At 66.4% G+C, this 24,136-nt stretch carries 33 protein-coding genes; 10 read left to right on the plus strand and 23 right to left on the minus strand.

Annotated elements, in window-relative coordinates; translation table 11 throughout:
* Nucleotides 1-79 precede the first annotated feature (79 nt).
* Entirely contained in the window at nucleotides 80-466 is a 387-nt protein-coding gene (locus NR111_RS16530; RefSeq protein WP_256821447.1) for a hypothetical protein, read from the plus strand.
* Between the two features lie 151 nt (nucleotides 467-617).
* Nucleotides 618-1,013 (plus strand): hypothetical protein, encoded by a 396-nt coding sequence (locus tag NR111_RS16535; RefSeq protein ID WP_256821448.1) that lies wholly within the window; start codon nucleotides 618-620, stop codon nucleotides 1,011-1,013.
* Nucleotides 1,014-1,094: 81 nt separating this feature from the next.
* Here the strand turns inward: NR111_RS16535 and NR111_RS16540 are convergent, their stop codons facing one another.
* Both NR111_RS16540 and NR111_RS16545 read right to left on the minus strand, forming a co-directional pair.
* Nucleotides 1,095-1,418 carry a hypothetical protein gene (locus NR111_RS16540; RefSeq protein ID WP_256821449.1) on the minus strand — a complete coding sequence of 108 codons (324 nt, stop codon included), beginning with the start codon at nucleotides 1,416-1,418 and terminating at the stop codon, nucleotides 1,095-1,097.
* Nucleotides 1,419-1,538: 120 nt separating this feature from the next.
* Nucleotides 1,539-2,117 (minus strand): hypothetical protein, encoded by a 579-nt coding sequence (locus NR111_RS16545; RefSeq protein ID WP_256821450.1) that lies wholly within the window; start codon nucleotides 2,115-2,117, stop codon nucleotides 1,539-1,541.
* A gap of 467 nt (nucleotides 2,118-2,584) precedes the next feature.
* On the opposite strand from NR111_RS16545, the gene NR111_RS16550 reads away from it, so the two are divergent.
* Both NR111_RS16550 and NR111_RS16555 read left to right on the plus strand, forming a co-directional pair.
* Nucleotides 2,585-2,842: a type II toxin-antitoxin system Phd/YefM family antitoxin gene (locus NR111_RS16550; protein ID WP_017836490.1), complete on the plus strand. Its 258-nt coding sequence runs from the start codon at nucleotides 2,585-2,587 to the stop codon at nucleotides 2,840-2,842.
* A gap of 1 nt (nucleotide 2,843) precedes the next feature.
* Nucleotides 2,844-3,101 (plus strand): Txe/YoeB family addiction module toxin, encoded by a 258-nt coding sequence (locus NR111_RS16555; RefSeq protein WP_061228632.1) that lies wholly within the window; start codon nucleotides 2,844-2,846, stop codon nucleotides 3,099-3,101.
* A 170-nt stretch (nucleotides 3,102-3,271) separates the two neighbouring features.
* On the opposite strand, the gene NR111_RS16560 is transcribed toward NR111_RS16555, so the two are convergent.
* The 8 genes from NR111_RS16560 to NR111_RS16595 form a co-directional block, all read right to left on the minus strand.
* Complete coding sequence (locus NR111_RS16560) at nucleotides 3,272-3,592, minus strand: hypothetical protein (RefSeq protein ID WP_204650741.1); 321 nt, start codon at nucleotides 3,590-3,592, stop codon at nucleotides 3,272-3,274.
* Nucleotides 3,582-4,106 (minus strand): hypothetical protein, encoded by a 525-nt coding sequence (locus tag NR111_RS16565; protein ID WP_253003993.1) that lies wholly within the window; start codon nucleotides 4,104-4,106, stop codon nucleotides 3,582-3,584. The genes NR111_RS16560 and NR111_RS16565 overlap by 11 nt, the downstream gene beginning before the upstream one ends.
* The gene (locus NR111_RS16570; RefSeq protein WP_253003992.1) at nucleotides 4,097-4,675 is read right to left on the minus strand and encodes an RNA polymerase sigma factor; all 579 of its coding nucleotides are present in this window, start codon (nucleotides 4,673-4,675) and stop codon (nucleotides 4,097-4,099) included. Before NR111_RS16570 ends, NR111_RS16565 begins: the two co-directional genes overlap by 10 nt.
* Nucleotides 4,672-5,319: a hypothetical protein gene (locus NR111_RS16575; RefSeq protein ID WP_253003991.1), complete on the minus strand. Its 648-nt coding sequence runs from the start codon at nucleotides 5,317-5,319 to the stop codon at nucleotides 4,672-4,674. The genes NR111_RS16570 and NR111_RS16575 overlap by 4 nt, the downstream gene beginning before the upstream one ends.
* A 13-nt stretch (nucleotides 5,320-5,332) precedes the next feature.
* Nucleotides 5,333-5,887, minus strand: coding sequence for a DUF6286 domain-containing protein (locus NR111_RS16580; RefSeq protein ID WP_109149176.1), 555 nt, complete (start codon nucleotides 5,885-5,887; stop codon nucleotides 5,333-5,335).
* On the minus strand, nucleotides 5,884-6,333 hold the full coding sequence (locus tag NR111_RS16585; protein WP_256821451.1) for an Asp23/Gls24 family envelope stress response protein: 450 nt from the start codon (nucleotides 6,331-6,333) through the stop codon (nucleotides 5,884-5,886). Before NR111_RS16585 ends, NR111_RS16580 begins: the two co-directional genes overlap by 4 nt.
* 3 nt (nucleotides 6,334-6,336) lie before the next feature.
* Nucleotides 6,337-6,513, minus strand: a complete 177-nt coding sequence (locus NR111_RS16590; RefSeq protein WP_181366004.1) for a hypothetical protein — start codon at nucleotides 6,511-6,513, stop codon at nucleotides 6,337-6,339.
* Between the two features lie 80 nt (nucleotides 6,514-6,593).
* On the minus strand, nucleotides 6,594-7,124 hold the full coding sequence (locus NR111_RS16595) for an Asp23/Gls24 family envelope stress response protein (protein ID WP_206604881.1): 531 nt from the start codon (nucleotides 7,122-7,124) through the stop codon (nucleotides 6,594-6,596).
* 186 nt (nucleotides 7,125-7,310) lie between these two features.
* Here NR111_RS16595 and NR111_RS16600 point away from each other — a divergent pair, with 186 nt between their 5' ends.
* Nucleotides 7,311-8,153, plus strand: a complete 843-nt coding sequence (locus tag NR111_RS16600) for an aldo/keto reductase (RefSeq protein WP_256821452.1) — start codon at nucleotides 7,311-7,313, stop codon at nucleotides 8,151-8,153.
* A gap of 197 nt (nucleotides 8,154-8,350) precedes the next feature.
* Here NR111_RS16600 and NR111_RS16605 read toward each other — a convergent pair whose 3' ends face one another.
* The 3 genes from NR111_RS16605 to NR111_RS16615 form a co-directional block, all read right to left on the minus strand.
* The gene (locus NR111_RS16605; RefSeq protein ID WP_256821471.1) at nucleotides 8,351-9,121 is read right to left on the minus strand and encodes a thiazole synthase; all 771 of its coding nucleotides are present in this window, start codon (nucleotides 9,119-9,121) and stop codon (nucleotides 8,351-8,353) included.
* A gap of 70 nt (nucleotides 9,122-9,191) precedes the next feature.
* Entirely contained in the window at nucleotides 9,192-9,392 is a 201-nt protein-coding gene (gene thiS / locus NR111_RS16610) for a sulfur carrier protein ThiS (RefSeq protein ID WP_017836465.1), read from the minus strand.
* 38 nt (nucleotides 9,393-9,430) lie between these two features.
* A complete protein-coding gene (locus NR111_RS16615; RefSeq protein ID WP_256821454.1) occupies nucleotides 9,431-10,159 on the minus strand; it encodes a response regulator transcription factor in 729 nt (242 codons plus the stop codon).
* A 128-nt stretch (nucleotides 10,160-10,287) separates the two neighbouring features.
* Between NR111_RS16615 and NR111_RS16620 the strand changes: the two genes are divergently transcribed.
* On the plus strand, nucleotides 10,288-10,563 hold the full coding sequence (locus NR111_RS16620; RefSeq protein ID WP_256821455.1) for a WhiB family transcriptional regulator: 276 nt from the start codon (nucleotides 10,288-10,290) through the stop codon (nucleotides 10,561-10,563).
* A gap of 413 nt (nucleotides 10,564-10,976) precedes the next feature.
* On the opposite strand, the gene NR111_RS16625 is transcribed toward NR111_RS16620, so the two are convergent.
* On the minus strand, nucleotides 10,977-11,453 hold the full coding sequence (locus NR111_RS16625; RefSeq protein WP_256821456.1) for a BLUF domain-containing protein: 477 nt from the start codon (nucleotides 11,451-11,453) through the stop codon (nucleotides 10,977-10,979).
* Nucleotides 11,450-11,881, minus strand: coding sequence for a hypothetical protein (locus tag NR111_RS16630; protein ID WP_256821457.1), 432 nt, complete (start codon nucleotides 11,879-11,881; stop codon nucleotides 11,450-11,452). Before NR111_RS16630 ends, NR111_RS16625 begins: the two co-directional genes overlap by 4 nt.
* Before the next feature lie 247 nt (nucleotides 11,882-12,128).
* Here NR111_RS16630 and NR111_RS16635 point away from each other — a divergent pair, with 247 nt between their 5' ends.
* Complete coding sequence (locus NR111_RS16635) at nucleotides 12,129-12,461, plus strand: Lsr2 family protein (protein WP_256821458.1); 333 nt, start codon at nucleotides 12,129-12,131, stop codon at nucleotides 12,459-12,461.
* A gap of 461 nt (nucleotides 12,462-12,922) precedes the next feature.
* Here the strand turns inward: NR111_RS16635 and NR111_RS16640 are convergent, their stop codons facing one another.
* The 4 genes from NR111_RS16640 to NR111_RS16655 form a co-directional block, all read right to left on the minus strand.
* Complete coding sequence (locus tag NR111_RS16640) at nucleotides 12,923-14,053, minus strand: FAD-binding oxidoreductase (RefSeq protein ID WP_256821460.1); 1,131 nt, start codon at nucleotides 14,051-14,053, stop codon at nucleotides 12,923-12,925.
* Between the two features lie 139 nt (nucleotides 14,054-14,192).
* Nucleotides 14,193-14,495: a putative quinol monooxygenase gene (locus NR111_RS16645; protein WP_256821461.1), complete on the minus strand. Its 303-nt coding sequence runs from the start codon at nucleotides 14,493-14,495 to the stop codon at nucleotides 14,193-14,195.
* 8 nt (nucleotides 14,496-14,503) lie between these two features.
* On the minus strand, nucleotides 14,504-15,061 hold the full coding sequence (locus NR111_RS16650; RefSeq protein WP_256821462.1) for a type 1 glutamine amidotransferase domain-containing protein: 558 nt from the start codon (nucleotides 15,059-15,061) through the stop codon (nucleotides 14,504-14,506).
* Nucleotide 15,062: 1 nt separating this feature from the next.
* Entirely contained in the window at nucleotides 15,063-16,229 is a 1,167-nt protein-coding gene (locus NR111_RS16655; RefSeq protein ID WP_256821463.1) for a glutathione-independent formaldehyde dehydrogenase, read from the minus strand.
* A gap of 219 nt (nucleotides 16,230-16,448) precedes the next feature.
* On the opposite strand from NR111_RS16655, the gene NR111_RS16660 reads away from it, so the two are divergent.
* Entirely contained in the window at nucleotides 16,449-16,724 is a 276-nt protein-coding gene (locus tag NR111_RS16660; RefSeq protein ID WP_256821464.1) for a hypothetical protein, read from the plus strand.
* 200 nt (nucleotides 16,725-16,924) lie between these two features.
* On the opposite strand, the gene chrA is transcribed toward NR111_RS16660, so the two are convergent.
* The 3 genes from chrA to NR111_RS16675 all read right to left on the minus strand — a co-directional run bounded on the left by chrA (nucleotide 16,925) and on the right by NR111_RS16675 (nucleotide 19,235).
* A complete protein-coding gene (gene chrA / locus NR111_RS16665; RefSeq protein ID WP_256821465.1) occupies nucleotides 16,925-18,256 on the minus strand; it encodes a chromate efflux transporter in 1,332 nt (443 codons plus the stop codon).
* A gap of 92 nt (nucleotides 18,257-18,348) precedes the next feature.
* Nucleotides 18,349-18,780, minus strand: a complete 432-nt coding sequence (locus tag NR111_RS16670; protein ID WP_069389943.1) for a chromate resistance protein ChrB domain-containing protein — start codon at nucleotides 18,778-18,780, stop codon at nucleotides 18,349-18,351.
* On the minus strand, nucleotides 18,777-19,235 hold the full coding sequence (locus tag NR111_RS16675) for a Chromate resistance protein ChrB (protein ID WP_253695941.1): 459 nt from the start codon (nucleotides 19,233-19,235) through the stop codon (nucleotides 18,777-18,779). The genes NR111_RS16670 and NR111_RS16675 overlap by 4 nt, the downstream gene beginning before the upstream one ends.
* Before the next feature lie 634 nt (nucleotides 19,236-19,869).
* Between NR111_RS16675 and NR111_RS16680 the strand changes: the two genes are divergently transcribed.
* Nucleotides 19,870-20,865 carry an ATP-binding protein gene (locus NR111_RS16680; protein ID WP_256821466.1) on the plus strand — a complete coding sequence of 332 codons (996 nt, stop codon included), beginning with the start codon at nucleotides 19,870-19,872 and terminating at the stop codon, nucleotides 20,863-20,865.
* Nucleotides 20,866-21,044: 179 nt separating this feature from the next.
* On the plus strand, nucleotides 21,045-23,426 hold the full coding sequence (locus tag NR111_RS16685; RefSeq protein WP_306228668.1) for a S8 family serine peptidase: 2,382 nt from the start codon (nucleotides 21,045-21,047) through the stop codon (nucleotides 23,424-23,426).
* A gap of 90 nt (nucleotides 23,427-23,516) precedes the next feature.
* On the opposite strand, the gene NR111_RS16690 is transcribed toward NR111_RS16685, so the two are convergent.
* On the minus strand, nucleotides 23,517-24,136 hold a 620-nt coding region (locus NR111_RS16690; protein WP_256821469.1), incomplete at its 5' end, for a recombinase family protein.

Raw genomic sequence — 24,136 nt, forward strand, 5'->3', positions numbered from 1 at the left:
TCGATTCGGGGCCTGGCGGACAGAGAGTGGCATCGATAGCATCGAGGCGTAGACCACCCGCCACAGAAGGAGGCCCGCCATGGGTCGGACCGCAGATCGTACGAGGGCCCGAGCCCGGGCCCGCGAGGCGCTGGCCGAGAGGCAGAGGAAGCGGCGTGAACGCGAGGAGCGGATGGAGGCCGCCGCCACCAAGTACTTCGCGGCGGCAGATGCGATTGAGGCCGCACGCCGAGACGCCGCCGAGGCGATACAGGCGCTCGTGAGTGACGGCGAATCTCGCAGCGACATCGCGGACCTGCTCGGCGTCACTACCCGGGACATCAAGTCCGCTCTCGATGTCCTTACGCGGGACCAGGACGAGGACGAACTACGGACCGAGGCGTCCACCGGCGATGAGACCGTGGCCGATGGCGACTCAGCGCCGGACGCCCCGGCGGAGCGAACTGAAGAGACGACGGTGGGATGACCGCATTCGAGGACGTGCCGCTGCCGGGGCTGGACTATGAGGTCCGGCCCCGGCAGCGTCGTGCGTCGCTCCCGCGGCCCTACGACGCGAAACTCGCGCCTACAGACCGCGCGATCACGAGCTTCTGGGACCGTGTGGTGTTCTCGCACGGGTGCTGGATCTGGGTCGGCGCGATCTCCGATCCGGACGGATACGGCCGCAACCGAGCTGGCGATCAGGCGGAGTCAGCCGCACCGAGTACGCCCACCGCTTCGCACTTGTCATCGCCGGCGAACTCGACGCCGGCGCGATCGGCGAGCACCGCTGCAACGAACCGCTGTGCGTGCGCGTCGATCCAGGACACCTCATCGCCTCCACTCAGTCGGCGAACGTGCTCTACGCGGTGGCCTGTGGCCGCACCGGGACAATCCGCAGCCTGGCCGAGCGCCACGATCGCCAGGCCCGCTCACTGGCCGTCCGCGATGCCGTGGCAGACGGCTGGGACCCGGCCGCCTACGCACGGGCATCCGGCAACGCCGCACCGCTCGACACACCCCCACTGTTCTGAACGCTGCAGTACAGTCGCCCCAAGAGATGGCCTCGCCGGGCGGCGGGGCCATCCGTCGTTGGCGGCCCGGGCCAGGATGTGTCAGCGGGGCGCTGCTTGTCGGCGTAGCCGGCGCAGCTGCCAGTACCGCGGGATCGTCCATCGCAGCGGGGTCCTATCGATCACCCACAGCGCCATCCGCGACCGATAGTGCACGCCGTGGCGCACCGCGAACGACCAATGACCGACAAACCACGCCAACAGCCCCAGCGCCGCGACCGTGGGCGCCCACGTACGACCCCGCAGGGCACCGAGCATGCCAACCACCGCGCAAAACCCGCCGACCCCACGCGCGAGCGGCGGCAAGGCCACCGCGCCGCCAGCGACGACAGCGGTAGCCAGCAGCGCGGCTTCCAGATCCCACATTCCACACTCCTGTCGCTAGCGACTTCCGCCGCGGCGCCCACGCGGGCCTCACGGCCTGATCGGCTGCCAGTGTGGCGTTCCCCTCCGACAGTCAGTGCGCGTCGCGCTCTGGCGGGCTGGCTATGACTGGCCCGGCTGATCCGACCGGCCTGGCTTACGAGCGGTCTCGCGCAGCGAGTCCAGGACCTCCCGCAGGGTGTCCGAGGTGGCCTCCGCCCGGACCCGTGCCCGGTCGGACTCCTCGGCCTTGGCGCGCGCGACCGCGACGTCCTGGCGTGCGGTCTCGAGCTGACCGCGCAGCTGCTCGAGCTCGCCGCGCGCTGCCTCGAGCTCGGCGAGGGCGCGGTCGCGGACCGCGACAGCCTCGTCGCGTTCCGACGCCGCTTGTTCGGCCGCCTCCAGGGCGTCGGCCTCGCCGCCGCGGGCTGCATCCAGCGCCACCGCGGCCTGCTCGTCCGCCTGCTCGGCGGCGCGCTTCCACGCCGCGGCCCACACCGAGGCCACCATCGCCGACATCGCCTCCGACAGATCTGGGGCCTCGGGCACATCCCCGGCAACGCCGGTGGCGTGCTCGCGCATCCATGCGGCCACCTCACCGATGCGCACCCCCGCTTCGCGCTGCACGCTGCGCACGGTGACCTTGTCCCCCCGTGCAACGAGCACCCCATAGGCCCTGGCGATCTTCTCCGGCGTCGACATGACAACCTCTCCAACTCAGGTAGCGGGTAACGGGTAATCGGTAACGTGATTTGTTACCGACGTTACCAGCGAGGCCGGACAGGGCGCGGCCATCCGCGCTTTCAGGACCGGGGGCGGGCGCGAGCTGTCCGTCGACGGGGGCCACCGGCGCGGCGAGGGAGTAGCCAGATTCTGGCCACGCCGCTGTGGCCCCAGCCGCGGACGAGACAGCGGGCCGAGACCTAACCGCTATGCGGCCACTGGGCGCCCGCGGGCCGGCGTGGCCACCGGCAGGCCCGCGCCGTGCGGCGGCGCCGATCCGGCCATCGAGACCATGCCCAGAAGTGTGACGGCTCCCGCGCAGGAGCACTCGACACTCCAACGCTGCGCCATCCGGCCGGGCTACTACACACAGGCACCGGAGGCGGGAAGTCACAATGGAGCCCAACTCCGCGTCCTGTACACTTTTGCGTACAGGAGGGGTTGAGATGAAGACAATGAGCTACACCGAGTCCCGGGCCCGCTACGCCGAGGTCCTCGACGGGGTCACCAACGACCGCGAAGAGGTCATCATCACCCGCGCCGGCCACGAACCGGTGGTGATGGTGTCTCTCGACGACTACGAGTCCCTGCGCGAGACCGCCCACCTCATGCGATCACCGGCCAACGCCCGACGCCTGCTCGATGCGATGGAGCGGCTCGAGTCCGGCCGCGGCCAGGCACGCGACCTGCTCGACGCCGACTGACGTGCTGCTCGTCTGGGACGACAACGCCTGGCAGGACTACCTCTGGTGGCAACAACAGGACCGCAAGATCCTCAAACGCATCAACCTGCTCCTGCAGGACATCACCCGCAACGGCAACGAAGGAATCGGCAAACCCGAACCCCTCAAGTACGACTTCGCCGGCTACTGGTCCAGACGCATCACCGACGAGCACCGACTCGTCTACAAAGTCACCGACACCGAAGTCCGAATCGCCACCTGCCGCTACCACTACGGATAAGCGACACCGGCCCAGCCGGAACTACACGTCTCTATCGACCTGGCAAGTGCAGGCAGACAGCCGAATATGTCGGTGCTGCACCCACACCGGAAGGGGGTTGTGCAGTGTGTGCCAGCGGGCCGCTGTGGAAAAGGGGCGACCGAGGGCGCACCGAGCGACGACCTCGTTCGTCAATTCGCGCTGAGCGACTGCACCCGTACCTGCCACTGAGTCGGCTCGGGCATCGTTGCGGCCAGTGCGCCGTGGAGGGCATGTTGGATGTCGCGCACGGTCTGGCGGATGGGCCGGGAGCGGTTGAGGCTGACTTCCACGGTGACGGTGCGCGCGTTGTGGTCGACGTGCAGCCCGAAGTGTGTGGCATGCGGTTCGGTTCGTCGGATGCGTGCTTCCAGGGCCCGCAGGCTGGTGCCGATTCCGGGTTCGATCCCTGCGACTCCGGGGATGGCCACCACCAACGCGATCAGTTGAGCGGCTGTGGGTTCAGTGGGCATGGAGATCCTCGATGTGAACGTCGACCGGGATGGCGGGCAGGTCGAGTTCGCGGGCGCACGCTCCGCGCACCGCGGTGCGGACTTTCTCCGCCAGACCGGGCAGATCCGGGGTGGTCTCGACCGCAGAGATGCGGCACACGACGCGCCGGGGAAGGCCCCGAGAGTTCCAGCCATCGCTCGTGCTGTAGTCGATGGCGGTTCGCAGGCTCACCACGCCGTCGATGTCGTCGATGGTCTCGCGGATCAGGGTGCGTAGCGCGAGTTCGGTCAGGGTGTAGGGGCCGATGTCGGTGGGCGGCATGTCCACGCGGGCGCCGTGGCGGGCATCGGCGCGCACCGCTTCCGACAGCGCCGAGCGTGCACGCCGGGACAGTTGCACCGAATCGTCGCCCCGGGTTTCGAGCTCGTCCCAGTCACGGTGCAGCGCGGCAATGTGACCGAGATAGGTGCGGGTGTCCTGGTCGTCGTGGGGGTCACCGGGCCGGGAGGGTCCGTCCATGGTGTTCACCGCCATTCCTTCATGTAGTCGATCACGTGCGTGCGGGCGCGGGCGATGCGGCCTCGTGCGGTGGACTCGGTGACATCGAGGGCGGCGGCGACCTGCCGGTAGGACATTCCGTCGATCTCCCGCAATGTCCAGCAGGCCCGCAGGTCCGGGTCCATGGTCGCCAACACCTGGGCCAGTGCACGCATCTGCGCGTTGACCTCACTGGCGTGGGCGGGGTCGGCGCGGGGGCGCGGGTCGCGGTGGCGGTGCAGGTCCTCGGGCCGGTGGGTGTCGGTGGCGCGGCGGGCACGGCGCCGAGCGATGTCGGTGGCCCGGCGCGTACAGATCTGGGCAAGCCAGGCGCGCACCGCGTCCGGGTCCTCCAACAGGTGCAGGCGCTTCCACCCGGTCAGCAGTGTCTCTTGGACCACGTCCTCACTGTCCTGGCGGTCGCCCAACACCAGGTAGGCGATCCGGAACAACCGGCCCTGATGCCGATCGATCAGCACGTCGAAGGCGTCCGGGTCGCCGTCCTGCGCGCGCAACACAAGGGTGCGGTCGGAAAGCTCGGCCGGCCGCCAGGTCGGGGGGCTCATCCGGCGCCGGAGACCAGGTGGCCGTCGGCGGCGTCTTGGCGCACTGCCACGCGGTCGGATCGAGATGATGATCGCGGGGTGTGCAGCCGAACGAGCAGGTCCACGGACCGTGGGGCGGTGCCCAGTGCGGTGGCCAGGTCCGCGGCGAGCACCCGGCGGGCCTCCTCGACGGCCCACTCGACCTGCGCGTCCTGGGCCACCGTCACCTCGGCGAAGACCCGCAGGCTGGTCGTGGAGCCCGACACCCGCACCGATGCCTCCTTGACGCCGGGCACGCTCTCGACCCGCTCGACGAGCGCACGCTCGAGGACTTGCGGCTCCACGGTGGCCAGCACCGTGCCGTCGTCGCCGGGAAGACGCAGGGTCGTGTGCGCGGGCGCGGTGGGGATCTGCGCGGCCAGCAGTCCCAGTCCGGCAAGTATCGCGAGGATCGAGGCGGCGGTGGCGACCGGCAGTAACCAGCCGCGGTGGTCCTGCACCAGCGTGGAGACCGTCGAGTCGGCGGGCGGCATCAAGCCGGCGAGCGGCGAGCCCGCCGACGCCAGGCCGAACGACGCCGCGATCAGCCACACCGCGGCGGCCAGCATCAGCAGTGCCGCCACCGTCAGCGCGATGCGGTTTCGGGTTCCAGACAAGCTACGCATGGGTGTGGTCCCTTCAGCTTCTGCGGTCGGTGCGCACGCGGGGGCGCAACGGGTCGGCCGGTCGCAGTTCGCACAGCGCGTGGTCCACGGCGTCCTTCGCTCCCTGGGTCACCGGGGCCGGGTCGTCGACCACGGTCTTCACGGCCACGTCGATCCGGCGCGGGCGTACCGACACGCGGGTGCTGTGCACGCCGTCGACGTTCTCAGTACGCCGCTCGATACGGCGGGCCAGGTCGCGGTGAGAGATAGCGGTCTCGCCGGGGATGTCGTCGTCCAGCACCCGGACGCGGGAAGGGCGACCCGGCACCAGCGCGGCCAGCAGGAGGGCGAGCCCGACCAGCGCCAGCACCACCGCGACCACGCGCATCGCGGTCGAGTCGAGGCCGGTCTCGGCAACCGAGGCCACCGTCGAAGAGGCCGCCAAGGGCCACGTGTCGCTGACCAGGTAACTACCCAGCAGCCAGATCCCCAGCCCTCCCAGGACCACAAGCGCCACGGCGAGCAGCCCCACCGGGATCGCGCGCGGCGGTCGCCTGATCAACGTACTGCGACGTGGTCGTGCACTCATTTCAGTGCTCCTCTCGTCGCGGCGGCGGGGTTGAGCCACGAGATCTCGATGTCCAACCGGCCCACCTCCAATCCCGTCAGCTCGTGCACCCGGTAGCGCACGTGCTGGCGCAGGCTCCGGCAGGTGGCGGTCAGGTCCACGGGGAACGCCACGCCCACATCGAGTCTGAGCACGGCGACCGTTCCATAGAGGTCGCACGTGGCTGACGGGCGCGAGTCAAAATCGCGACGGGCGCCCACCCCGAGCATTCCTCCGGCCGCCCCGCCGACGCCGGTGCACTCGGAGGCGACCTGCTCGGCGATGCGGCCCACCACCGACGCCGGGATGGTGGTGAGCCCCCGCTGCTCGGCCGGTGCCGACGGCTGCCCCGGTGATACGGACAGGCCGTCCACGCTCGGATCGGCGGCGGGCCGGTGATCGGCGCGATCAGTATGCGCGGCGGTCACGGCTCACCGCCTCCGGCGATCGGTCAGGCCTTTGATCTCGACGCGTCCCTCCATGGCCAAGCCCACGGCCACACCGATCACGCCGAAGAGCAGCACGATCAGGAACTGGCCGATCGAGCCGAACGCGGCAACAGCGCCGAGGAACAACCCCACCAGAAGTGTGAGATGGGTGGTCTTCATGAGAACTCCTCGCTCAGGGGTGCGGAGGCGGGCCGGGTGACCCGCCCCCGCGGCGTGGCGGTGGTCGATGGGTCAGCGGATCAGCGCAGTTCGCCGCTGCGGTTGCTCTCCGAGCTGGCGCGGGCGTTGTCGTCGTCATCCTGAGGCAGGTGCACGTCGGCGACGTTGACGTTGACCTCGACCACCTCCAGCCCGGTGGTGCCCTCAACCTGCTCGATGATGTTGCGGCGAATCGCGTTGCCGACCTCCACGATCGAGGCGCCGTACTCCACCACCACCGTCACATCGATCGCCGTCTGGGTTTCACCCTTCTCGACACTGATGCCGCCAGTGACGTTGGTCTGCGCGTTGGGGATCCGGTCGGTCACCGCCGAGAACGCGCGACGCGTGGCACTGCCCATGTCATAGACCCCCGGAACCTCCCGCGCGGCCATCCCAGCGATCTTGGCCACCACGGCATCATCCAGCGTGGTCACCCCCCGATCGGTTTGCAGCGGCCCACGCGCGACCTGCTTGCCCGACGCCTTCTCCTGCGCCTGCTGCGCGGCGGCTTGGGCTGCCTCCTGCTCGCGGGACTGCTCACGACCGGTCTTGGGAACTGCGTTCGACATAATTCCTCCTCACGCCAAGACCCGACACCGGGCCCTTGTGATGAACACCTACACAACAAAGACGTCACCACCCGCCCGAACGTCACGCCCTGACCCAAACTTTTTCTTTCTTCAGGCCACGTGGTGGTGTCAGTGGCCCGCCATTAGCGGATGCGGGCGCCAGCACAGCGGGCCTAGATTTGCCCAATGTCGGATTCCCCGCAGACGGTCCCGCAGGTCACACTCAACGACGGACGAGCCCTTGCCCAGCTCGGTTTCGGCACCTTCAAGATTGCCCCTGCCAGTACGGTCAGGGCTGTGTCGTCGGCGCTGGAGGCCGGTTACCGGCACTTCGATACCGCGCAGATGTACGGCAACGAACAAGAAGTCGGGCGCGCGTTCGCCGCGTCGGAACTGCCCCGCGAACAGATGTGGGTCACGACAAAACTCGGCAATGACGTGCATGAACGTACTTCCGCGCGACGTGCGACAGAACGTTCACTCGCTCACCTAGGGGGGCGAATCGATCTGTATCTGGTGCACTGGCCGCTGGCGATGTACGACGATGTGGCGCGCGTGTGGGAAGTCATGGAAGAGCTCAAAACCGATTACCCCATCGGTTCGATCGGGGTGTCCAATTTCACCGCAACGCACCTGGACCGATTGGCCGAGGCGGGACTGTCCACTCCGGCGGTCAATCAGATCGAATCCAATCCCTACTTCGTCAACGAGCACCTGCACGATGTCTGCACCGAGCACGGCGTCGCGGTTCAGGCATGCAGCCCGCTTGCCCAGGGCGCTGTAATAGGCGATCCCCAACTTCATGCGCTGGCCGACCAGATCGACCGGACGGTGGCACAAGTAGTGCTGCGCTGGGGCCTACAGCGAGGCGACATCGTGGTGACGAAGACCGAAACACCCCAACGCATGACCGACAATCTCACCGTGTTCGACTTCGAACTCACCGAGGAGCAGATGGCCTCAATCTCCGCGTTGCACAACGGCACACGATCAGGCCCGGACCCCGATAACTTCGACCGATTGAACTAACCTTCACGGCCAACGAGCCCGGTCTTGCACTGCTAGCGCAGAAACACACTGAGGCGACAACCCCGCATCGAGCCAAAGATGTGCACCACCTTGCTCCGCCCGCGACACTGCCAACTCAGGCGACCAGCTCAACTTCTCCACCGAGGTCGGCGCGCAGCGAGTGCAGACCCTGAGCCGGCCTCAGTCGACCTGCAGGGTCAGTCGACCGGCGGGCTGGACGCCTGCGCCCAGAAGCGTTTGGGGATCCGCCCCGCGAGGCGGGCGGCGTGCCCGGCCCGGACGGCCTCGCGCATCGCCGCGGCCATGAGCGGCGGGTTCTCCGCCCGGGTGACGGCGGTGGCGAGCAGGACACCGTCGCAGCCGAGCTCCATGGCCAGTGCGGCGTCGGAGGCGGTGCCGATCCCCGCGTCGCAGATCACCGGGACCCCGGCGCGCTCGACGATCATCTCCAGGTTGTGCGGGTTGCAGATGCCCAGCCCGGTGCCGATCGGCGCGCCCAGGGGCATGACCGCAGCGCAGCCCACGTCCTCCAGGCGGCGGGCCAGGACCGGGTCGTCGGTGGTGTAGGGGAGGACGACGAAACCGTCGTCGACCAGGTCCTCTGCGGCCTCCACCACCTCCACCCCGTCGGGCAGGAGCGTGCGCTCGTCGGCGATCACCTCGAGCTTGACCCAGTTCGTGCCCAGCGCCTCCCGTGCGAGCCGGGCGGTCTTCACGGCCTCGGTGGCGGACCTGCAGCCGGCGGTGTTGGGCAGCGGGCGGATGTCGAGCTCTTTCAGCATCCCGAGCAGCCCGAGTCCGTCTGAGCCCAGCCGCAGGTCGACCTTGCGGATCGACACGGTGGTCAGGGCGGTGCCCGAGGCGATCAGTGCCTCGCGCAGGACCTCCTGGTTGCCGGCGCCGCCGGTGCCCGTGATGAGCCGCGAGGAGATCTCCTCGCCCGCGATCACCAGGGGTGAGTCCAGCACCGCGGCAACGTCGGACGGGTACGCGGACGGCCCTGCGACGCCGCGAACCGGGGTCGCGGCCGAGGTCGGGTCAGCCACCCTGGACCGCCGTGAGGACGTCGATCTCCGCGCCCGCACCGAGCGGGGCGTCGTCCCAGCCCGAGCTGGGCACCACCACGCCGTCGACGGCGATGGCGACGCCCTCGTCGGGCAGGTCCAGCTCGGTGACCAGTGCGCGGACGGTCGCGCCGTCGGCCAGGGTGCGGTCCTCCCCGTTCACCGTGACGATCATGGGCCCTCCTACTCCACACTCGTCATCGTCCACTACAACTAGATCCCCGGGGCTGCCGATTCGGCCTGAGCGCGCTGGGGCGTGCTGATGCTGCTCGGTGAGCCTGGCGGGATGGTGTGCGTGGGGAGTCCGCTTGGGGCTCGTCGGTCGGGCTTGAGTCCGTGATCGATTCCCCACGCCACGGCCTGGGCCCGGGTGCTCACGCCCATTTTCCGATATGCGGACCGGATGAAGGTCTTGATCGAATTGGTCGACAGGTAGCACTGCGCGGCGATGTCCTTGTTGGATAGCCCCTGGACAATAAGACCGATCACTTCCGCCTCCCTGGGAGACAGGCCCGCCTCTTTGGCCGGCCACTGGTCCGATCGCATCACCGATAGGCCGGGTCCAACCATGGTCACTCGCTGACCTGCGGCGATGTTTTCGATTCCCTCGACCAGTTCGAGCGCCGACAGGGACTTCGCTAAGAATCCATGAGCTCCTTGGGCCAGGCTGTCATCGATCGCCCGTTCATCCACGGCGAAGGAGTAGACGGCGACCGACCCGATCAACGGGTCCTGCAGTAGCGATTCCAGGCGCGCGTGCTTGCCCACCGGTGCGGCGAAAGTGTCATAGAGCGCGACGTCCACGGGGGCCGATCCACTGGTGACTGTGTGCCGTTCCACAACTTCAACTCGGTCCGAATACGGCGCCAGCAATGCGTTGACTCCCGCCACTACGACGAGATAGTCGTTGACCACAGTCACCCTGATCGCTTTGCCGCTCACCGTGGTAATCGTAGGCGCAGGTGAACACCCCTCCACTTCACCCCTGGGGGTGAAGCCATGGCTGCTGTGGCCCGAGATAATGGGATGTCCACTTGGCGCGATGCTTGACGAAGGGCAGGAAATATCTGTTGACCCACATCATCGCCACGGCTCTCGACGACCGGTGGGCATGGGCCGATCGGGGCAACTGCCAAGGACAGGCAGAGCTGTTCTACAACGACGAGCAGGACCTCAAAGGGGTTAGGCGCCGTAAAGAGGAGGCAGCCAAAGTCCTCTGCGAGCACTGCCCGGTGATAGTGGAATGCCGCCAGTACGCGATGAACGCGCGGGAACTCTACGGCGTCTGGGGAGGCCTGACCGAAATGGAACGCCACAAACTGGCAGGCCGCCTGCGCTCCGGCTGACCTTTCCTCCGCGCCGCATTCCTTGCACCCGCGTCCCGACAGTTCTGCCCTGCCAGAGCTGTTCCTCTCGCCTTGCGAGGATCTACTTCACTGACGACGCAGGAAGCGTTCTCGGACTCCAGGGAACAATGTTCCCAGCAACTGGGGTTCGATAAGACTTGCCGGCTCCGGCAAGATCGAGATAGCGACCGGGGCGTGGTGGGCCGTAGGCGGCCTACTGCTCGGCGCCCTCGTCACCGCACTGGGCGGCGCCGCCGGTGCCCGAAGCACCCACACCACACGCGCAGACGACTACCGCAGCACCAGAGGCCGATAACACGCCACTTATCGATGACCGACCAGGTGACCACCACAATCCAGTGGTGGTCACCTGGCTGTCGGTATGACCCGAGCCGATCGGTTGCCCGTTGAGCTCAGGATGGGACGGCGCGCTGGCCGGCCTTGAACCAGACAGAGAAGTCCTCTGCGGCCTGCCGGACCATGTCGTAGTCGGCGCCACTGGTGAGATCCGTGAAGCTGTCTCTGAGCCCCTCGATCCCGGTTGGCCGCGTGTCTTTGGGGATGGCGAACCCCATCCTCCAGTCTGCGAAACTGCGCTCAGCTACCCGTTCGACCACAAGCACCCGCACACGGCTATGCCTGTCATCGCACGAGATGCGGTCCATGAGCGCATCCACTTCCAAAGCGGGGCCCTCGAGGAACTGAATAAAAACATTGCCCCTATACAAAAGCAGTCCGGTTATCCCGGCGTCCAGATTCCGTCTCCTGGAGGTGAACAAAATCGATTCAAGATCGTCGGGAAGCATCTTTCGCGTAGCCACACTGGTGTACACCAGATACTTCAGCTCGCCCGACTGAGATGTGCTGGCGGCGTCATTGTTCACAGTCATTGTCGACCCCGATCTCCCGCAGTGGCGAAGAACAGTGCATCGAGGCACGCCATCGATTCCTCCAAACTGCTGGCCTCGCCCCGCAGTGTCGACATACTGTCGAATGATCTGAAACCGCCATCGGGGCCCTTGTCGATGTAACCAACGAAATTCCCCCGATAGTTTCCAACGTAGAACGCCTCTTCCACCTGCGACCAGCGGACCGCCCGAGGGCCCTCGTCGACCACCTGACTCCTCGCCACCTTCTCGTTCATTGCGTGCACGCGGCGACCACGGGCCCGCACACCGGCATTGCGCAAGTAACCCCGCCCTGGATGCTCGCCACAGTTGATCGCGCGACCACAGCGCCTGAACCGCGCACTGGCGACGATCACGGCGCAGCAGTCAAGCGCGACCTGACTGTGCCAAAAGAAATCCGCCAGTGCCACCGCAAACGAACCCAAAAGGACAGAAAACTAGGACGAATTACGGCTGGCCCAAGACGAGCTGGACCAGCATGCATTCGCCCGGAGGCGATACGCAAGCACGGACGAGCCCCCGACAACTGCCGCCACCACCTTCCTGAGGCCCCGCCGATAACCGAGGCACCAGGGCGAAGTGATGCCACTCATGATGACGGGCATGACTTCTCCACCGTAGGCATACTTGATAGAGCAGCAAACAAAAGGAGTAACCATGGCTCAGCAATTCCAGGTGCACTACATCGACGACCTCGACGGGACCGACCTCGGCGAGACGTCGAACACCATCTCCTTTGCCTTTGACGGCAAGGAATACTCCATCGACCTGAGCGACGATAACGCCGAGGCGTTTCGCCAGGCCGTAGCGCCGTACATTGAGGCCGGCCATCGGGTAACCGGAAATAGGACCAGAACTGCCCGCAAGGCCACAGCCACGTCCGGGAACACCAGAGCGATTCGAGAGTGGGCCCGCGCCAATGGTTACGACGTCTCAGACCGCGGACGCATCCCCGCCAACGTGATGCAGGCCTACGCAGCGGCAAACTAGCTCGACAGCAGGGCTCCAACCACGCGAGAACCAGCCCCGCCGCCACAGGCGCATGTCCCCCCATGGGTGGTTGACCCGTGCGGAAAACGCTCCGACCAGCAGCGAAGTTAACGCCGATAACTATTATTCTGTAAAGCTAGCAGCTCAGAGCTCGCACGCCCCCGGAACGCGCCCTACCAAGGCTCGTCACGCCGGTAACCAGAGCGCACGAGCCCCCGAGCTCTTGCGCCAGCTAGTCATCGAGCGACTCAAGCAGATCAATCAACTCTTCGATGCTGAACTTGATCCCGTTGCCTTCGCGGGTCTTACCCTTCATCCACTCGCCGGTGGCTTGGCCGATCCGGAGATCGCCTGTGACTGCTGTCCAGTCGCGACTTTTGGGTTGACCCAGGGCGGGCTGCCGTTGTCCTCGACGAGGAGACGTTTACCCACTGGGTGCGTCCGTTCTGGGGTCAGTCGAACTATCGCAGGGCTTCGCCGAGGCGAGCGGCGGGCGTGAGGTCGGCGGCGAGACCGCCGCCGGTCGCAGCCCGGGCAAGAGCGCGACCCAGCGCAGGTGCCTGCTTGAACAGATTGTGACCAGCCACGAAAAGGACAGAGTCTGCCTCCCACACGGCCACGCCGTCCTCGCTCCATGGGAGGTCGGTCACCCAGCAGTGAAGAAAGTCGCGCGGCTCTGGGTGGAGACCGGGCAGCGCCCGTGTCACGTATTCGCGTGCGCGTTCGTCCAGCGATCGAATCGCCGCAGGGTCGATGAACGTTCCGTCGTCGCGGACGCCGACGGTGTCGCTGAGTCCGACCGAATAACTGCTGTTGCCCGGTAGCGGCGTCGCGTACACGCCGACTTCGCCGAAGACGCCGCTGCTGTCCTGCAGGCATGCGACTCGCGCCGGGGCGGCGGCTTTCACGTCGAAGGTCAGCCGGACGTGTGCGGCAAGGCGAACCGGCAGCGACAGGCCGACGCTGCGTGCTAAGCGGGCGGTTTCGCGGCCGGCGCACACGACCACCTTGGAGTAGACAGCCCGGTCGGTGACGCTGCGCACCTCGACCGTCCCGTCGGCGCGGGGATCGATGGAGATGACCTCTGCGGTGGTGACGGCATCTGCGAGGGCACCCGTGAGTGCCGTGATCGCGGTGCGGGTGCGGATCGCGCCGCCCGACTCGTCGAGCACCGCTGGCCCCGAGTACCCAGCGAGCAGCGGCATCCGCTGGGCGAGCTCGGCCGCGTCGATCTCGTGCGCTTCCACGCCGCCGACCTGGTCGAGCACCCGCAGCCGCGTCAGGGCGCTGTCTCCGATCGCCACGACACCGTCTGATGAGACCAGCTCGACGTCGAAGTGTTCGGCCCACTCGTCCCATACGCCGCGGCTTTCGCGCGCGAAAGCGACGAGTCGCGGGTCGTCGTGGGCATGCCGGAAGATCCGCGACTCGCCCGCGGACTGACCCGTTCCGGGCAGACCGGCCTCGTACAAGCGCACCGGCACGCCCTGCTCCTGCAGCGCGTACGCCGTCGACAGACCGACGATCCCGCCCCCGATCACTGCTACCTCGGGTGAACGCGTCGGGGCAACGTCGTCGTCAGTTCCTGTCATCGCGGTTCCTCGATCTGTTAGGGATGGGCGATAGGTCGCAAGAGAAGGGGCCGCTGCCGCGTCATGGGCGGGCTGTGTCAGCCCGATGACGCCGCGCAGCGACCCCTCCGCTCGGGTCTCGTGCTCCGAATCCGTGGTGTCAGGCGGGGAGCTTGGAAGCCAGGACGTCGAGCTTCTCGATCGTGGGTTCGGAGAACAACGTGCCGGTGTTCTCGCCGAGCGCTTCCGCCACGGGTCCGGACAGGTGGGCATCACGTCCGGCGTCGTCCGGAAAGACGTCGAAGATGCCGAACGAGGTCGGCCCGAGGCGGATCGCGAACCACGCGGTGGTCGCCGGCTCTCCCTCGACCAGCCCACGGCCGCTGTCGAGGAAGTCCTTCACCTCGTCCTCCTTGCCGGGCAACGCGTCGAACCTGACCAGCAATCCCTTGGTCACACTCATTATGTCTCCTATTCCTTTGTCGTGGTGCCCGCGAGTTGGGACACGAGCGCGTCGCAGAACGCCGACAGATCGTCGGGCGAGCGGCTGGTGATGAGATTCTTGTCGACCACGACCTCCTGGTCGACGACGTCGGCGCCGGCGTTGCGCAGGTCCGTGCGGATGCTCGGGAAGGACGTCAGGGTGCGACCAGTGACCACGCCGGCCTCGATCAACGTCCACGGTCCGTGACAGATCGCCGCCACCGGCTTGCCACTCTCGACGAAGTCCCGGACGAAGGAAACGGCGTCCTTGTCGACCCGGAGCTGGTCGGGGTTCACCGTCCCGCCGGGAAGCAGCAGGGCGTCGTAGTCGCCCATCGAGGCGTCGGCGACCAGCCCGTCGACGGTGAACGTGCCCGCTTCATCCAGGTCGTTCTTACGGGCCTTGATCTCGCCGTCGTGGATCGACAGGACCTCGGTCCGGGCGCCGGCCCGGTCCAGAGCCTCGCGGGGTTGCTCGAGCTCGACGCGCTCGACCCCATCCGCGGCGAGGATCGCGACCCTCTTGCCCTGCAGATCTGCTGCCATGTCAGTTCGCCTTCTTTCCGCTGGACATACCTGGCTTGATCACGACCTTGGTCCAGCCCTCGGACCTGGCGTCGAAGTTCCTGTAGGCGTCGGCGGCCTCTTCCAGCGAGATCTCGTGGGAGACGATCCAGGACGGCTTCGCCTTGTCAGCCGCGATCAGATCCCGGAGCCGACGGTTGTACCGCTTGACCGGGGCTTGACCGTTGCCCATGGTCTGCCCCTTGAACCAATGGGTGCCGAAGTCGATGGCCGCCTTGCCCTGCTTGGCCAAGTCGTCCTTGGCACCTGGATCCTGGGGGACGAACACGCCAACGGTGCCGATCCCGCCGGTGAAGCGCACTGCGTTGATGAGCATGTTCAAGGTGGCCGCCGTGTCTTCATTGCCCTGAGGATCATGGGCCTGATAGCCCACGCACTCGCAGCCACGGTCGGCTCCGAGCCCCATCGTCTCGTCCAACACCGCCTGCACCGGGTCGGTCTTGGAGTCGTCGATGGCAATCGCACCGATCTGCTCAGCCAGCGCGAGCCGGTCGGGGTGGCGATCGACCACCATCACCTTCGCGGCCCCCTTGATCGTCGCGGACAGGGCAGCCATCAGCCCCACCGGTCCGGCCCCGGCGATCACGACGCTGTCGCCCGGGATCACGCCGGCCATCTCGGTGGCGTGGTAACCGGTGGGGAAGATGTCGGAGAGCATGACGTAGTCGTTCTCCTTCTCCTGCGCATCCTCACCCAGGCGCAGCGCGTTGTGGTCGCCGAATGGGACCCGGAGCAGCTCCGCTTGGCCTCCGCCGTACGGGCCCATGTCTGCAAATCCGTATGCCGCACCGGCGGCGGACGGGTCAGGCTGCGTGGTCAGGCAGTAATTCGTGAAACCGCGCTCGCAGTTCTTGCAGAACCCGCACGAGATGTTGAAGGGCAACACGACCCGGTCGCCCACCTTGACCTTCTCCACGCCCTTACCGATTTCCACCACCTCCCCCATGTTCTCGTGGCCGAACGTGCGGCCCTGCTCGAAGGAGGTCCGGCCCTCATACATGTGCAGGTCCGAGCCGCAGATGTTGGTCGTTGTCACCTTGACCAGCACGTCGGTGGGCCGTTCGATCTTCGCGTCCGGAACATCCGTGACCGCGACATCTCTGGGCCCCTGATAGACGACAGCCTTCATGGCGAGTCTCCAATGGTTGTGCTTGGCAAACCTCTGACTACCTCACACTCACACGGGGACGATGCCGCGTCAACCGAATGGAGGCCATCAGGCTATGCCTCACGCCGCCCAGCAACGCCACCACCGCAACCGCCCCCGACCAGCTACCCCAAGGACTCACAGGGTGAACCGCCCCCGGGTTTCCCGCCGCCTCCTTTTCGAGTCGAGGAGGATGGTTGTATGCCGAAGAACATCGATCCCGCGGTCAAAGAGCGGGCGCTGCGGATGGTGGCCGAGCACCGCGGTGAGTACGCGACGCTGACGGCCTGCTGCGACCAGATCGGCCACCGTCTGGGATTCGGCAAGGAGACGGTCCGGAGGCGGGCGGTGCAGGCCGACCTCGAACCGGCATCCGACGCCCACTGGCCATCGCCGCCTTCACATCAGCCCACTCGACCACTGGCCACCTCCCCCACCTACCACCCACTGTGGCAGACACCCGCACCGCGGTCGTGACTACGCCCGATGTGGGGCGAACGGACCCGCGCCCGCCGCCACAGCAGCAAGAGTCGGCACGCTTCCGGCGCCGAAAGTTAGCCCATGTCCGATATCCAGACGTTATGACAAGCTAACGATGCCAAGTTGTAAATCCCGCGAACTCGACCCCTCCCAGAGGCCGGTCGTTGACCGGGCGGATGACGGGCGCTGGCGGTAGCTCACAGGGGAAGCAGAATGCTGGCCAGGCCCAGTGCGGCACACACGCCGAGCACTCGGAGGATCGGCCAGCGCAGCGCGAAGATCATCACGAACGCGATGAGGGTAATACCCACCGCGACCGGGTTCACCGACGCGAGCTCGGGCAGGGTCATCCGCACCGGTCCCCAGGTCCAGTTGCCGGTGGTGGTGAACAGGGTGTTGAGCGCGAAGTACAGGGCGAGGTTGGCGATCACCCCCACCACGGCGGCGGTGATGCCGGTCAGCGCCGCGGAGATCGCGGTGTTGTGCCGTAGTCGCTCCACATAAGGGGCGCCCAGCAGGATGAACAGGAAGCTGGGGACGAAGGTCACCCAGGTGACCAGGAGAGCTCCCAGGACCGCCGCGACCCACGGGTCCAGGCTGCCGGGGTTGCGGTAGGCGGCCAGAAACCCAACGAACTGCACCACCATGATCAACGGCCCCGGGGTGGTCTCGGCCAGGGCCAGGCCGCGCACCATCTCCCCGGGCGCCAACCACCCGTAGGTCTCCACCGCCTGCTGGGCGATGAACGCCAGGACCGCGTAGGCGCCGCCGAAGGTCACCACGGCGGTGAACGAGAAAAACAGTCCCTGGGTCGTGAAGATGCTGTGTACTCCGAACACCGCGACCACCGCGGCGATCGGCGCCGCCCACAACCCCAGCCCGATCGCCAGAATCCGCACGAAGCGGCCCCGGCTGGGTCGGTCATCGTGCAGCGCGTCATCGGCGATAACCGGGGCCGGCCCGGACCGGTCGTCCCCGCCGTGGGGGGTGCCAGCGAAGCCCGGGACCCGGCGCGAGAGCACCCATCCGGCCAGCGCGGCCAAGGCGATCACGACAGGGAACGGCACCGCGAAGACGGCGAGGGCGGCAAAAGCACCCACGGCGAGGGCGATCAGGGCCGGGTGGGTCAGCGACCTCCCGGCCACCCGCAGTACGGCCTGGGCGACGATGGCCAGCACGGCCGGAGCGAGCCCGGCGAAGACGGCAGAGACGGCGGTGGTGTCACCGTAGGCGACGTAGACCGCCGACAGCGCGCCCAGCGCGACCACCCCGGGGAGCACGAACAACGTGCCGGCTGCGATCCCGCCGCGGGTGCCGTTGAGGAGCCACCCCAGGTAGATCGAGAGCTGCTGGGCTTCGGGGCCGGGCAGGAGCATGCAGTAGTTCAGGGCGTGACTGAACCGCCGTTGCCCGATCCACCGCCGGTCGTCGACCAGCACGCGCTGCATGACGGCGATCTGTCCGGCCGGGCCGCCGAAGGTCTGTAGGGAGATCAGGAACCACACCCGAAGGGCGTCCCGGAAGGGCACCAGATCCCGGGCGGGCGGAGGAGGATCCGTGGGCGCAGAACCTATGGGCGCGGGGCCGGGGTCCCCGGGAACGGCGTCATTGTGTCCGGTGCTCATGCGGGATCACGTCCGATCAGTCCCTGGCGGCGGTAGTACTCGTACAACCCGTCGAAGACGGGGCCGGAGACGGCCAGGGTGTTCTCATCGCTGCCGATCATCGACAGTCCGCGCAGGACCACGTCCAGTCCCGAAGCCTCGGGAGCGTCGTACCGCTCGTCCTCCAGGTCGGCCTCGTGCACGATCTGCGCGATCCTCCATAGCGCCTCGTCCGTGAGCTCGTACCGGCGCAGGATGGTCTCGAAACTGCAGTCGCCACCGTGGTGGCCCAGTTCGACGCCACGCATGTCGAAGGGGATCGCCTGGTCGGGCACCTCGAGTGGGTCGGCGACGAACACGAACTCGGCCCCGGGGTCAATGTGGCGTCGGATCAGCCACGCGCATGCGGCGCGGTCGATGTGGATACCGGCGCGGGTGGACCACTTCATGTTCTCTCCTGGTCGATGTGATCGGGGTGTAGGGCCTCCACCGCGTCCCGGGCCATCTGACGCTCCGGCGGGGGGAAGTAGTCGCGTCGAGCGATGCGGCGGAGTCGCTCGCGTAGTCGCGTGAGCGCGCGCAGGCGTTCGGTCTCGCCCATGGCGCGGGCCGCAGCGGCGTCGTCCAGCACCTCGCGGTACTCGGCTGCCCGGTCGCGGGCCATGGATAGGGCGAGTTGGCGTTCCTGGGCCTGCGCGGCGGGACGTGCCAGCCACACGGTGGCGGACCCCCCGGCCTCCAGTACCTCGTCGGCGATCCAGTCCAGGTGCTCCCGCGTGCGTGCATCGGCTGGGAGTGCGACGAGACCGTCACCGATCTGGGCGACCCCGAGCTTCTTGAGCTTGCGCCACACGGCGATGCGCGGAGTGGACGGCTCGCGCGGGATCCGGTAGCTCAACAACACCCACTCCCCTGGTCCGGAATCTCTAGCGCCACCATTCATGCCGGGCACGCGACCGCCGCCTCTGCAAGCCCGACTCGGCCGGACAGCGCGCACTCCGGTTGCCTCATGTCACTCTCTTCACTCACTAGCGGGTCCGCTGAGGCCCTGGAACTACTTCACCCGGTCGGCACCTTCCCGAACTTAGGCCCATGTAACCATGGTTACACCACGAATTGCCAGGAGCCGTAGCGGCTGACCCGGGCCGGGGGCCTCGCGGGCGACGTTCATGGCATCGGAGATCAGGAGGTCGACGGAGAGAACCTGCGGCCGGGCGCGCTGAAGGACCCACGTATGTTGTGTCGCAAAAGACGATCCTCCGACACGACACCTGCCCCGCGTGGTCCGTACCTAGGACTGGCGCAGCTCGAATCCTGTCGGCGGCCCGTGCAACGGTGGCATAGGAGTGCAGCGCAAAAGAAGTGTGCGCATCAGCGTCTTGCGCGACACCAGCGGAACTTAGATCGTCTATCGTCCGGGCCGTGGCCATCAAGAATGGGGCCCTTGACCGATGACGGCCGCGGCAGACGCCTAGGCTTGAGGAACAGCCCGCCGAACCCGGTCAGGAACCGACTCATGCGCCGAAGGAGGTCAGACCGTGGCAACCAACGACCAGCTCAAAGCGCTCGTGAAAAGCCATGCCGACGGTGATGACCCTCAGTTCTACGCGGTTGCGATGCAGGTGGCTGCGAAGGCCGCACGCTCAGGACAGTCGAAGTTCGCAAAAGACCTCCGCGACCTAGTAGATGACCTTCGCCAGCGAAGCTCGGTGGCCGGTGTCGCGGCCGTCGTGCCCGTCACCCAACCTCGCGGCGAACTGGGCTCACTGTTGACCGTCAGTTACCCAGACTCGCGCCTCGGCGATCTCGTCTTGTCTGACGATCTGGCCGCACGACTGAAGCACGTCCTTCTTGAGCAACGTCAGCGGGACATGCTCGCTCGCCACGGTCTTCGTCCCGCTCGGCGACTGCTACTGATCGGACCACCCGGTACCGGCAAGACCTCGACCGCGCGTGTCCTGGCCGGTGAGCTCGGACTGCCACTGTTCGCGATACGCCTGGACACCATCATCACCAAGTTCATGGGGGAGACAGCGGCGAAACTTCGCCTAATCTTCGACGCTCTCGTCGAGACACGGGGGGTCTATCTGTTCGACGAAGTGGACGCCCTCGCAGGAGACCGCGCTGCAGCGAACGACGTTGGCGAGATCCGTCGAGTCTTAAACTCGTTCCTTCAGTTCTTAGAAGAGGACACCTCGGAAAGCCTGATCATAGCGGCCACAAACCATCCGCAGCTGCTGGATAACGCACTGTACCGGCGGTTCGACACGATCATGGAGTTCACCTTCCCCGACGACACAAGCGCCCAAGCAGTTATCAAGAATCGGCTGGCGTTATTTCACATCAGTAACCTCAGCTGGCCCCGCGTTGTCGCAGCTTCCCGCGGACTCAGCCATGCCGAAATTGCGACCGCCGCGGAGAACGCCGCCAAACGCAGCGTTCTCGCTGGCCGCACGCGGATCCTCACCGACGACCTAGTTGCAGCCCTCGAAGAGCGGCCGCGTCTCACCGGCCAGCATGATCAGAGCGTGTAAGCGGCATGGCTGAACGTGACCGCCCACACGTAGTGGTCCCTGCGCCACCACGGTCCGAGCCCTTCACTATCCCCACAGGTGGCGGTGGCACCGACAGTTCAGTGTTCTCAGGGGATCGACGTCGACACGGCTCGGCGCTTGCCCAACAGTACGAAGCCGCTCTAGTGCCTCCGGTCAACATGCCAGAGAGTGAGGGGAGCTATATCTCGTTCCTTTCGTTTCCTGGTCTTGAGTTGGTCCTTGAGAGCCTGGACGTTCAGCGGTCCGGCGAACAGCCCGAGCTTGTGGCAGTTCGCGAGGCAAACTCCGAGGACGGCCCTGTTCAGGTCGCGACCGTCTATATCCCGGACGGCAAGAAGGAATACTTCCTAAAGCAGCTGGCCCAATACGTCGCGTCATCAGATGAGGAGAATCCGCGCAACTCCGCTCTGGTAGACGGAATCCAGTCCATCCGTCGAGCCACGATCCGAGAACTCTGGACGGACTCCGACGAGCTTTTCTCCTCCGATCCTTCGGAGACGAGATGGTGGGAAGTGTGGCTACGTAGACGCGACGGCAATGAACTCCGCCGGTTTACGAGTTTCGCCACCGCACATGACCTCGGCACCAGCAATCACTATCTTGGGTTCGGCGAACGAACCGTCGTGCTGCTGTACGCCACAGCTGATCAGCTCGCCGAGGCGTTCCATTCGCTCGACGACATCGCCGAACTTCGGCAGCCGAACGACGCCGCAAGTTTCCTTGCCGAACTGCCCGCCGCAGAGCAGGCTGAGTGGGTTGAAGAACTCCAGCAACGGCTTCGCCCGGCATCGGTCGGCGCTCCCGCCGTGTGCATCTTGGACACTGGGGTGCAAGCCGATCATCCGCTTCTGAGAGACTCAATCGCCGAGACGGACCTTTATGTTGCAGATCCGCTCTGGCAGCACCGGCCCGTGCACAGGCACGGAACCGAGATGGCTGGACTCGCTTTGTACGGCGACCTCGACGGAGCCGTGCAAGAGACGGCCACCATCAAGCTTCGCCATCGCCTCGAATCGGTGAAATTCCTGCCCGACCGCGGAGGCAACAACCGGGATCTGTACGGCGCCGTCACCGCTCGCGCTATTGATCAGCCCGAGATCCAAGCAGCAGATCGTCCCCGGGTGTTCATGCTCGCTATCACTGCGCCGCGTTCAGGCCTTGCAGTGGGGGAAGAGGTATCAACGACTACTATCGAGGCGGGCAAACCTTCCTCCTGGTCGGCATCGATCGACGCGCTGGCATATGGCCGCGCCATCGACGACACAGACCCAGAGTTCACCTACCTCGATCGCGACGAACCCAGACGACCACGATTGTTCGTCGTCTCAGCTGGCAACATCCGTGACGTTAACGGCACCGACGATCACCTCAGTCGAAGCGACGTCGAACCCGTCGAAGACCCTGCCCAGTCCTGGAACGCGCTCACAGTAGGCTCCTTCTCCTCCCACGACGACATGTCGGGAGCACCCGTCGATTTCGCCGGCTACCGGCCCATTGCCCCGCGTGGCGAACTCTCCCCGGTCAGCCGCACCTCAGTCCTGTTCGATCGTAAGAAATGGCCCTTCAAACCCGACGTCGTTGCTGATGGCGGAAACGTCGCTGCCTCACCCGACAGAACCCACGTCGACACCCCTCCCAATCTCGCGCTCCTGACCACGCGCTTCCGCACCCCCGGCGCGGGCTTCTTAACCACAACTCGCGACACCTCCGCAGCCACCGCCTCGGTCGCCGCGATCGCCGCCGACATCTACGCCGCTTATCCCAATCTGCGTCCCGAAACCGTGCGCGCGTTGATCGTCCACTCCGCCGAATGGACCGATGCCATGCGCGATCGCTTCAACGCCGAATCGAGCAAGGCCGCGCTCACGGCGCTTCTGCGCCGCTACGGGATGGGGGTACCCAACTCGGACCGAGCACTGTACAGCGCCACCGATGCACTCACACTTGTCACTGAAGCGCGGATTCGCCCGTACCAGCGCACGGGCACGAGCAACGCGGGTAAGACTCGTGAGATGAATCTTCACGAGCTGCCGTGGCCGATTTCGCAGCTCGACGAACTCGGTGCGGCGAAAGTTCGGATGCGCGTCACTCTCTCGTACTTCATCGAGCCGAACCCCTCCAGTCGCGGGTGGGCCGGCCGCTACCTCTACCCCTCTCATGGACTACGGTTTGCGACCCGACGTCCCGAGGAAAGCGTGGATTCGTTCCGACAACGCATCAACACCCGCGCGCGTCCCGACGGCACAAAGCCGCCGAGTCTGGATACCGAAGCAGGCTGGATGTTCGGAAGCAACCAGCAGCAAGCCGCAGGCTCGCTCCATACAGACATCTGGCAGGGGACCGCCGCCGCCCTCGCAAGTAAGGGCGCAATCGCCGTCTACCCAGTCGCAGGCTGGTGGAAAAAGCGCGGCAAAGACGATCAAAGTGATCAGGGCGTCGACTACTCCCTCATCGTCAGTATCGAATCGCCCGAGGTCGACGTCGACCTGTGGACGCCCGTCTATCAGCAGGTCCAGCCGGCTATCGAAACCACCATCTGACGTCGGCACAGCCGGGGGCACGGATAAGTGACACTTGATCCGTGGTGTCGGCAGAACCCTGAACAGCGCAACTGGGCCGCTCATCGATGGTCACGGCGTGTGACGTTGGAGGGCGCGGTACAGCGTCGAGCGACCCACTCCAAGATCACGAGCGATGGCCGAGGGTCCCTCCCCCGCCTCGATGCGGGCGCGGGCCTTATCGACCTGCTCAGCGGTCAGGACGCGTTTGCGTCCCTTGTATTTGCCCTTCGCCTTAGCGATAGCGATGCCCTCGGCTTGGCGTTCACGGATGATGGCCCGCTCAAACTCGGCGAACGCCCCGAGCAGCGAGAGCATCAGATCCGCTCGAGGATCCTGGGCGCCGGCGGCGTAGGTGGCCCGCTCGTGGACGAACTCCACGCTCGCGCCCTTCGCGGTGATCTCACCAACGATCTGTTTCAGATCGACCAGTGAACGGGCGAGTCGATCCATCGAGGCGACCACCAGCTCATCACCGTCCCGGAGATACCTGATGCACTCTTCGAGCTTCACGCGATCCGCGCGCGAGCGTGCCGACTGCTTCTCGACATAGACCCGGTCGCACTCCCCCACCGCCTCGAGTTGACGCGCCTCGTTCTGATCCGCGGCCGACACCCGCACGTACGCCACCCGCTGCAGTAGTGCCCCATAGAGTGGTGTAACTCGGTGGCCGAGATCGTCTGCGATTCCGT

Origin of the sequence: Dietzia sp. Die43 (genome assembly GCF_024519835.1) — a bacterium.
In the GTDB taxonomy this organism is placed as follows: Bacteria; Actinomycetota; Actinomycetes; order Mycobacteriales; family Mycobacteriaceae; genus Dietzia; species Dietzia kunjamensis.